A 2,199-nucleotide genomic window follows, 5' to 3' on the forward strand; every position below is an offset into this window, starting at 1 on the left:
ACCGCCTCGGCCTCGGGCACCGGGCGGGGGCGGCTCAATTCGGCGAGATCGCGGAAGAAGGCGGGCTGCCCGATCCGCTCGGACAGGTAGGTATGGATCGGCGCAAAGCGCTCGGCCAATTCGCCGCGCAGCGCGGCGCCGAACATCTCGACATCGCGGTTGGGCACCGGCACCTGCTCGGCGGGCAGCTCCAGCAAGTGCTGGCGCAGCGCCTGGGCCGGCTCGGGCGGCAGCTCGTGATTGCCGCGCCGGGCAATCTCCATCGCCGCCCGCGGCAGGCTCGGATTGGCGCGCCCGGCCGGGATCAGCCCGTCGGGGAAGTCGGCGCCGGCCTGGATCATGAAATCCTGGGTCGAGCCGCCGGCGGCGAGGATTGCGTCATAAGGCCGCAGCATCAGCCGCACCCCCGGCACCAGGTCGGCCCAGGATTCGACCACGGTGCGGAAGTTGAAATGGATATTGTCGTAATAGGACACCGCGCCGCCATCGCGCAGCGACGGCAGCTTCTCGCCCACTTTCAGCCGCTGGCCATGCCAGGAGATCAGGTAGTCATCCGGGCGGCGCAGGGCGCAATAGACCTCGAATTCGGCATCGGGGAAGATCCCGGTCAGGGTCTCGATCAGGGCGGGGCGGACCTGGCCGAAATTGGCGAAGGCCTCGGAACACAGGATCACCGTCTGCGGCTTCAGAAACCTGATCTGGTTCTGGATCGCCAGCAGCATCTGCGGGCTGGCGGGCAGGCGGCGGAACTGGCCGGGGACTTTGCGATGCTCGGACACCTCGGCCATCATCTTATAGGCCAGCGCGCTATGCGGCTCGCGGATGTTCACATCCGCCTCACCGGCGCGGTCCTTGCCCGACAGCGCCCGCGCCAGGGTGCTGGCAAAGCCGCGGGATTCCACCGCCGGATAGAGGATCCCGGCCTGGATCAGCCGGTGCCAGTTCTGCGCCAGGAAGGTCTGCAGGGCGGTCGAGCCCACCTTGTGGTGGCCGATATAGAGGATGACTTTCATGGACTGCCCGTTTCGCTTGAAGCTTGCCGGGCTCTTTAGAATAACTTCCGCGCAGGGGGAAGAGCGGCCGCCGCCGGCAATTGCACCCGCCCGGCGCCGGCGCTAGGGAGGACGGGCTTGATAAAGACGGGACCGGATCATGGTTGGCGAGATCGTTTTTCACCTGGGCGACTGCAAGACCGGCACCACCTCGGTGCAGTCGGTGCTGGCCGCCGGCGCCTGGTCGACCGCGGCCGGGGCGGGGGCCGATATCCTCTATCCGGCGCGGTTCAACCATATCCCGCTGGCCAAGACGCTGTCGGTGCCCAAGGAGATGCCGCATGAGGCGGCGCGCTTTGCCAAGCTGCGCAGCGCCTTCGAGGCCTCGGGCGCCGCCCATGGGGTGGTCTCGGCGGAACATTTCGAATTTGTCGATCCCGAGCTGGTGGCGGCGGCGATCGAGCGGCACCTGCCGGATTATGCCGGGCGCATCCGGCTGATCGCCTATGTCCGCCCGCATGCCGACCGGCTGGTCTCGACCTTCGCGGAACGCGCCAAGAAGGGGCTGTTCATGGATTCGCTGGAGGCGATGCACGAGCGGCTGGTGGCCGACCGGCTGCTGTTCTACACCCCGCGTTTCGAAAAATGGCGGGCCCTGTTCGGCCCCGCCTTCACCCTGCGGCCCTTCGTCCGGGATAGGCTCTACCAAGGCGATGTGGTGCGGGATTTCTTCTCTTTCGTGCTGGGCGGCGGCGGTTTCGACCTGACCCGGCCAACCGATGCCAATGAATCGCTGTCGGTCCAGGACATCGCGATGATGCGCGCGGTGCATGCCCAGCTGCGCGGCCGCGCCAAGCTGCGCGGCTCGCAGCAATCGCTGGGCTGGTACATGGCCGACCTGCTGGGCAAGGAGGCCGATCCCGCGGGCACCCGCCCGCGCCTGCATCGCCGCCTGGCCGACCAGGTGGTGGCCACCTATCGCGCCGATGCCGCGGCGCTGGATGCGGCGTTTTTCGACGGCACGCCGATGTCGGACGCGCTGGAGGCGGCGCCGGGCAAGGCGGTGGCCGAGGCGCAGTCCTTCACCCCGGAGGACCATTTCAGCGCCGCCGAGCTGCGCCGCTTCCGGGCCTGGGCCAAGCTGCTCGGCCGGATCATGGCCGCCGATCCGGCGCAGTTCGACTGGGCGGTGCGCCCGCAGTCCTTC

At 68.4% G+C, this 2,199-nt stretch carries 1 protein-coding gene and 1 pseudogene; one reads left to right on the forward strand and one right to left on the reverse strand.

Going from position 1 to position 2,199, the window contains the following annotated elements:
- A pseudogene (locus CVM52_RS25335) lies at positions 1-1,013 on the reverse strand (hypothetical protein); the annotation flags it as partial.
- A 139-nt stretch (positions 1,014-1,152) separates the two neighbouring features.
- Between CVM52_RS25335 and CVM52_RS25340 the strand changes: the two are divergent.
- Positions 1,153-2,199, forward strand: a 1,047-nt coding sequence (locus CVM52_RS25340; RefSeq protein WP_133119999.1) for a hypothetical protein, incomplete at its 3' end; no start/stop codon positions are given.

Source organism: Pseudooceanicola lipolyticus, assembly GCF_002786325.1.
In the GTDB taxonomy this organism is placed as follows: Bacteria; Pseudomonadota; Alphaproteobacteria; order Rhodobacterales; family Rhodobacteraceae; genus Pseudooceanicola_C; species Pseudooceanicola_C lipolyticus.